Consider the following 6,147-nt stretch of genomic DNA (forward strand, 5'->3'; position numbering starts at 1 on the left):
ATGAAATGGTTCAGGTGGTTTTCGCTCTGTGATTTGCTGGCGCTATTGTTCATGGCCGGCTGTGCGCGGCCGACGCCCAACGATGCGCCCCCCAATGCCGACGCAGCCCAAAAAATTCGCCTGACGCTAGTCAGCAATACCACGTCGTCCGGCAGCGTGGCTGCCGAAACGCCAGCGGCGCCCAAAGCCAGCGGCTGGGGAACGATCAAGGGGCGGTTTGTTTACGACGGAACGCCCTCCTCGCCGCCGAATATTTCCATAACCAAAGATCCGGAAGTGTGCGCCAAGCATCCGCTGGCCAACGAATCGCTGTTGGTGGCCAGCGACGGCGGGCTGGCCAACGTGGTGCTGTTTGCGCGCAACAAAAATCTGGAAGTGCATCCGGATTATGCCGCCGCCGATCAGCCGGTGGTGTTGGACAATCACGATTGTCACTTTGTGCCGCACGTATTGGCGGTGCGGACCGGGCAGCCGCTGGAAATCAAGAATTCGGATGCGGTCGGCCACAACACGAACATCGCCTTTGCCAGCAACGCGCCGTTCAACGGAATTATTTCGTCGGGCACGCAGGCCACGCAGAAACTGGCTAGCGCCGAACCGGCGCCGGCATCGGCCGTGTGCAACATTCACCCGTGGATGAAAGGTTACGTGGTGGTGCAATCGCATCCGTATGTGGCCATTTCCAATAAAGACGGCACGTTCGAATTGAAAAACGTGCCCGCCGGCATTCCGCTGGAATTTCAGGCGTGGCACGAATCGTCGAGCGGCCCCAACGGCGCGCTGCAGGCCAGCCGCCCCGATTTGAAATGGCAACCTAACGGCCGGTTCACCGTGACGTTGCAGCCGGACCAGGTGCTCGATTTGCAAGAAATTAAAGTGCCGGCGGCGACGCTGGCCGCGAAATAAATAAACTCCCCACTCGGAAACTTTCGATCGCAACCGAATTCCAACCTTAAGAATTCCAGCGCCTTATGCTTCTTTCCTGGCGAAACATTCGTGGCTTGTGCTTGGCGATGCTTCTGGCCGCGCTGCCTTTGGCGGTCGGATGCAGTAATTCTGGACCGCCGCAGTTTCACGCCAACCTCGTGCAACTGGTGGATAACAACGTGTCGGAAAAGCATCAGCAGCAAATTGCCGATATTCTGCTGGCCATGTACGGCACGCCCGACGATCCATTTGTGCTGTCGGACACCGGGCTCGATCTGCAAAAGCTGCGCGTGGCCGCTGGGCCCGTAAAGGGATATAGCCAAGGGCTGTTTCGTTTGCATTGCGTGCATTGCCACGGCATTACCGGCGACGGCATGGGACCGACGGCGCTGTTTTTGAAGCCGTATCCGCGCGATTACCGCGAGGGGTGGTTCAAATTTAAATCGACCCCGTCGAACCAGCCGCCGACGCACGCCGATTTGGTCCGCACGCTGAAGGAAGGCATTCCGGGCACAGCCATGCCTTCGTTCAAGCTGTTGTCGCAAGGCGAAATTGAATCGCTGGTGGAATACGTGGAATACCTCAGCATGCGCGGGCAGACAGAATTAGCCTTGATTGCACAATACAAAACTGCCGATGAGTTCGATCCAGATAAAGAAGATTTTCCGACCACGCGCAAGTTTTTGGTCGATACCGTGCTGAATGCGCCCAACGGCCCGGCCACGCTGTGGAAAGGGGCAGCGACGCAAGCAACCGCGGTGCCCACGCCTCCCCAGGATTTTGGCAGCGCCGTCTCCATTGAAGCCGGCAAGCAAGTTTTTTACGGCAAAGGCGCCTGCGTGAAGTGCCACGGACCCACTGCACTGGGCGACGGGCAACTGGTGTGGGACATGTGGAGCGAAGCCATCCACAAAATGGATATAAAAATTGCCGATTCGACTGATCCCTCCAAATTCTCTGAATTGAGCCATGCGTTGCGGGTCGATGCGCTGCCGCCGCGGGCGGGCGAGCCGCGCAACTTGCGGGCTGGAATTTTGCGCGGCGGGCGCGCGCCGTACGAATTGTTCTATCGGCTGAACAACGGCATTTTCCCGTCGCAAATGCCCGGCATTGGCACCACGCCGGGCATGACGACCGACGACATTTGGCACTTGATCGATTTTATTTTGGATTTGCCCTACGAACCGGGCAGCCAATACCACACCGACGAACATATGAAAGCTCCGCCGCGGGAATTGCTGTAAGCAGCTTCCTCGGCCCAAAGCGAAGCGGGAAATTATGGGTAAATTTTGGAGCCTGCTGTTTTTGTGCGTGACCATCTTCGGCGTAGGCATGTTTATTTACGGCCCTGCGGTGGGCGTGTGGCTGCCGGAAAACGTCGGCGCGGAAACGGCGTATTCCATCGATCATTTGTTTAAGTTCATCCTGGTGCTGACGGGCGTTGTGTTCATTGGCACCGAAGTCACGCTGTTTTATTTCTTGTGGCGGTACGACGGCAAATCGAACAAGCAGCCTGCTAAATTTTCCCACGGCAGCCACACGCTGGAAATTTGCTGGACGATTGTGCCGGCGGCCACGCTGTTGTTCATTGCGATTTACCAAATGAACACTTGGGCGGAAGCCAAAATGCGCACGCCAATGGCCAGCGGGCACGATATTCCGTATTCCGTGGAAGTGACCGGGCGGCAGTTTGAATGGCGGCTGCGCTACCCCGGTGAAGACGGCATTTTGGGAACCAAGGACGATTTGTTCGACGTGAACGAGCTGCACGTGCCGGTGGGCGAAGAAGTGCTTGTCAGCTTGAAAAGCGCGGACGTGTTGCACAGCTTCTTTCTGCCTAATTTGCGGGTCAAGCAAGATGCGGTGCCAGGCATGAAAATTCCCGTGTGGTTTCGCGCTATGAAGGAGGGGGAATATGACATTCCCTGTGCGGAACTGTGCGGTTGGGGGCACTACAAAATGAAGGGCCGGCTGGTTGTGGAATCGCGGACCGCTTACGAAAAGTATTTGGCCGATTTGAAGGCGCGGCAAAACGCGGTTTCGCCGCCGGGCGCTGCACAACAAACCGCCCAATCGCAGTCGGGGCCGGTTCCGTCTGTTGCCGCGCAACCCAACGGTGGTGCGGCCACCTCCGCCGAAACAAACGCATCATTGGCAAAAACAAACGAATAAGGTTCTGGAATGAGCAGTATTACCGTCGGTTCGCACGCCCCTGATTTAAGCCACGCAGACGGCCACGCCCACACGCAAAGCTTTTTGAGCAAGTACGTCTTCTCGAAAGATCATAAAGTCATCGGCATTCAATTTTTGTTTTCCACGCTGGTGTGGTTTTTGATTGGCGGCCTCTTGGCCCTGGCCGTGCGGTGGCAAATTGCTTGGCCGTGGACGAAGGTGCCCATTTTGAATCACTTGTACGCGGCCGAAGGGGGGCAGATGTCGCCCGAGGCGTACACCATGCTGTTCACCATGCATGCCACGGTGATGATTTTCTTGGTGATCATTCCGATTTTGGCCGGCGCCTTCGGGAACTTTTTAATTCCGCTGATGATCGGCGCCGACGACATGGCGTTTCCCACGCTGAACATGCTCAGCTATTGGTTCATGTGGCCGGCGTTTATTTTTTTGGGAGCCAGCTTTTTTGTGGAAGGGGGCGCCGCCGCGTTCGGGTGGACGTCCTATGCGCCGGGGTCTTCCAACGTAATGACGGCGCCGGGCAGTTTGCACGGCCAAACCTTGTGGCTGTTGGGGCTGGTGTGCGTTGGCATTTCTTCCATGATGGGCTCGGTCAACTACATGACCACCATCATCCAAATGCGCGCCCCGGGAATGACGATGTTCCGCATGCCGCTGACGATTTGGGCCATGTTCATCACCGCGATTCTGCAAGCCTTCGCGTTGCCGGTGCTCACCGCCGCCTTGTTCATGCAATTGATGGATCGCTTGCTGGGGACCGGCTTTTTCACGCCCGAGGGGCTGGTCATCAATAACCAAACGGTTGCCGGCGGCGGGCAACCGCTGTTGTGGCAACATTTGTTTTGGTTTTACAGCCATCCGGCGGTGTACATCATGATTTTGCCGGCCATGGGCATGGTCAGCGATATTATCGCGTGCTTTTCCCGCAAGCCGATTTTCGGCTACAAGCCCATGGTGTACGCCATCGCCGGGATTGCCGGGTTGGGCTTTATCGTGTGGGGGCACCACATGTTTATCTCCGGCATGAATCCGGCCCTGGGCATGACGTTCATGGTTTCCACCATGCTCATTGCCTTGCCCAGCGCAATCAAGGTCTTCAATTGGCTGGGCACCATGTGGGGCGGCAAAATTCAATTCACCACCCCGCTTTTGTTCGCCGTCGGCTTTGTGTCGATGTTCATCATCGGCGGGCTGTCGGGCATTTTCATGGCGGCCACGCCGATCGACATTTTCATCCACGACACGTACTTCATCGTGGCTCATTTCCATTACGTTTTGTTTGCCGGCACAGTCATGGGCGTGTTCGCCGCCATTTATTTTTGGTTTCCGAAAATGTTCGGCCGGCAGATGAGCGAATTTTGGGGCAAAGTGCATTTCTTTTTCACCTTCATTGCCCTGAATTGCGTTTTCTTTCCGATGCACATTCTGCTGGGGCAGCCGCGGCGTTATGCCGACACGTGGCACGTTTCGGTGTTTCGTCATTACCAGCCGGTGAACGAATTTATTACCCGCTCGGCCATTGTGCTGGTTAGCGTGCAAATTATTTTCATCATCAATTTTTTCTACAGCATCTTTTTTGGAAAACGGGTCGGCCGCAATCCGTGGCACGCCAACGGGTTGGAATGGCAGGCCCCCAGTCCGCCGGGGCACGGCAATTTTGATTTCCAGCCGATCGTGTATCGCGGTCCTTACGAATACAACTCGCCGGAAGTCGACGAAGATTACTATCCGCAAAACCAACCGCCGCCGAAAGATCGTCCGCTGGCGTCGGAAGATATGGGGCACTGATAGGTGAAGGCAGAAAGCGGAAGGCAGAAGGCAGAAGGCAGAAGGCAGAAGGCAGAACAGTCGCGGGTTTATGAGCGCTGAAGTGCAAGCACTGAGTCCCGAAACTTCCCCCTGGCCGCATCGGCTGGCGGTGCTGTTGTGCTGCGCCACCTTCCCGCTAATTTGGATTGGCGGAACGGTCACCACGTACGAGGCGGGCATGGCCGTGCCCGATTGGCCCACCACTTACGGCTACAACTTATTTTTGTATCCGTGGCAAACGTGGCTGCTGGGTCCGTGGGATTTGTTCATTGAACATGGGCATCGCTTGTTTGCGTCGTTGGTGGGAATGTTGACCATTGCCTTGTGCATTTCGTTGTGGATCACCAAGCAGCCGAAATGGCTGAAAACGCTGGGGTTGATCGCCTTGGCCGGCGTGATTTTTCAAGGAGTACTCGGCGGCATGCGCGTGATGTTCGACCAGCGCACCCTGGCCATGATGCACGGCTGCGTGGGCCCGGCATTTTTTGCATTCACGGCAGCGCTGGCCGTGGTCACCTCGCGGCGCTGGCGGGAAAACCATCACACTCGGCATGTTCCGGCAGCAAAAGCGCTTCGCTGGCTGGCAGTTTTCGCGCCGCTATTGGCTTACTTGCAATTGGCGCTGGGCGCGCATTTGCGGCATTTTGCAGAGGATGGCTCCCCCACGGTATTTCGCGGCATGGTCATTTCGCACGTCGCCCTGGCCCTGATGCTGACGGCTTACATTTTGATCGTCGCTACGGCGTTTTGGTTGAACGCGCGGGGCATTAAGCCGCTTTTGCTTCCGGCGACGCTCCTGGTCGGCCTGATCGTAATGCAGTTGGCTTTGGGTGCATCCACCTGGATTGTGAAATATGGCTGGCCGGCATTTCTGGCCGATTCAGCCGCCGCTTCCGATTTCACCGTGCAAGCGCGCAGTTGGTGGCAAGCGCAAATTACCACCGCGCACGTGGCGACCGGTTCGCTGATTTTAGCAATTTCTACCGTGCTGGCGGTGCGCACGGTTCGTCTGTTGAAGGTTCAAGCGGCGCATGGTTCGCGGCAAGAATTCGCACCGTCGATTCCATCGAATTCACTGGCGGAGGCGGCGATATGAGCATTCCCAGTTCTTCTCTAGTGTCTGTCTCGCGCCGCGAAATGTTCTGGGCGCGAGTCTTGGCATATTTCGAGCTGAGCAAGCCGCGAATTGCCTCCCTGGTGCTGGTTGTGGTGGCGGTT

General features: G+C 56.8%; 5 protein-coding genes. All 5 read left to right on the forward strand.

Going from position 1 to position 6,147, the window contains the following annotated elements:
- The 5 genes from VFE46_18655 to VFE46_18675 all read left to right on the forward strand — a co-directional run bounded on the left by VFE46_18655 (nt 1) and on the right by VFE46_18675 (nt 6,025).
- On the forward strand, nt 1-906 hold the full coding sequence (locus tag VFE46_18655) for a hypothetical protein (GenBank protein ID HZZ30024.1): 906 nt from the start codon (nt 1-3) through the stop codon (nt 904-906).
- A gap of 65 nt (nt 907-971) precedes the next feature.
- Complete coding sequence (locus VFE46_18660; protein ID HZZ30025.1) at nt 972-2,171, forward strand: c-type cytochrome; 1,200 nt, start codon at nt 972-974, stop codon at nt 2,169-2,171.
- Between the two features lie 34 nt (nt 2,172-2,205).
- Nucleotides 2,206-3,099 (forward strand): cytochrome c oxidase subunit II, encoded by an 894-nt coding sequence (coxB, locus tag VFE46_18665; GenBank protein ID HZZ30026.1) that lies wholly within the window; start codon nt 2,206-2,208, stop codon nt 3,097-3,099.
- A 9-nt stretch (nt 3,100-3,108) separates the two neighbouring features.
- Nucleotides 3,109-4,908: a cbb3-type cytochrome c oxidase subunit I gene (locus tag VFE46_18670; GenBank protein ID HZZ30027.1), complete on the forward strand. Its 1,800-nt coding sequence runs from the start codon at nt 3,109-3,111 to the stop codon at nt 4,906-4,908.
- 70 nt (nt 4,909-4,978) lie between these two features.
- Entirely contained in the window at nt 4,979-6,025 is a 1,047-nt protein-coding gene (locus tag VFE46_18675) for a COX15/CtaA family protein (protein ID HZZ30028.1), read from the forward strand.
- Nucleotides 6,026-6,147: the final 122 nt, after the last annotated feature.

The organism is Pirellulales bacterium (assembly GCA_035656635.1).
Lineage (GTDB): Bacteria > Planctomycetota > Planctomycetia > Pirellulales > JADZDJ01 > DATJYL01.